The following is a 981-nucleotide window of genomic DNA, read 5'->3' as shown; positions in this document are numbered from 1 at the left end:
GTTATTTTATCCATAGTTTGTTTTAATTGTTGTTTACGAAATATTTCAGCTTCAGATAACGTTTTTTTCTGAAGTGCTGTCGTAAAAAAGAAAATATGAAAAGTCATAGACGAATTCCTCCTTTCGAAAAGGAATTACAGGTGATCACAATAAAGCACTTGGCGCTCCTTAACATCATTCATAGCTTTTGCAATTTGCTCATTATGAAGAATTTCAGCTTTGGAAAGTGTATTTCTTTGAATCGTAATACTTAAAAACAATACGCTAATAGTCATCGAATGTTGCTCCTTTCTTTAAAAAATAATGTATGAGACTAAAAAATCGCACAAAAAAGCCACAGGAAGATATCGTTCTCCTATGGCTGGGCGTGAAAAAGCCACAGGAAAGTATACGACCTCCTGTGGCGAATTTATGAATTAATAGAAATAAAGTGCGATTTTCAATTCTCCATTAGGGTGGTCGAATTCATATTTAATTGTCCAAAAAACACAGGTGCAGTTAACGCTAAAGTTAAAGCATCTAATTGTAATTTCATCATTTCCTTCGACCTCCTTTTAGAATATTTTTCTTACGTTAGTAATTATATACAATTAATGGATAATTGTAAACATAAAAATTGAAAATTTTTAATTTTGATTAAAATGCGTATATTTTAAAGGGTTTTTAATGGATACATTGTATAGATTGGATAATAAATAGAACTTGGGGGTGTCTAATGAAGTATATGATTAGAATAGCAGGTGTTATGCTAACAATTTTTTTATTTGTTAATGCTTGTTCTAATGGGGAACAAATAAAAGAAATATCACATATTGAACCTGGGGTTTTTAAAAAATATACGGGGACATACGTTGGAAATAATTCCGACGTGTTTGCGATTGTTAAAAACTTACCTGGTGGTGAAACAGTTCAAAGTATCAGTTTAGAAAATGAAAATATTAAAGTGAAATATGGTGCAAAAGAGAATGGAAACCTTACAGA

Annotated in this window: 3 protein-coding genes; 1 reads left to right on the top strand and 2 read right to left on the bottom strand. The window is 30.8% G+C overall.

Annotated elements, in window-relative coordinates:
• Positions 1 to 107: YrzI family small protein (locus AC1DTM_RS28610; RefSeq protein ID WP_477001504.1), on the bottom strand; the 107-nt coding region annotated here is incomplete at its 3' end.
• Positions 108 to 134: 27 nt separating this feature from the next.
• Positions 135 to 275 carry a YrzI family small protein gene (locus AC1DTM_RS28605; RefSeq protein ID WP_002110421.1) on the bottom strand — a complete coding sequence of 47 codons (141 nt, stop codon included), beginning with the start codon at positions 273 to 275 and terminating at the stop codon, positions 135 to 137.
• Between the two features lie 440 nt (positions 276 to 715).
• On the opposite strand from AC1DTM_RS28605, the gene AC1DTM_RS28600 reads away from it, so the two are divergent.
• Positions 716 to 981 (top strand): DUF4825 domain-containing protein (locus AC1DTM_RS28600; RefSeq protein WP_477001503.1); only part of this gene is annotated, 266 nt, incomplete at its 3' end.

The organism is Bacillus sp. P4_D3 (assembly GCF_056401855.1).
This window is presented reverse-complemented; position numbering and strand designations above follow the sequence as displayed.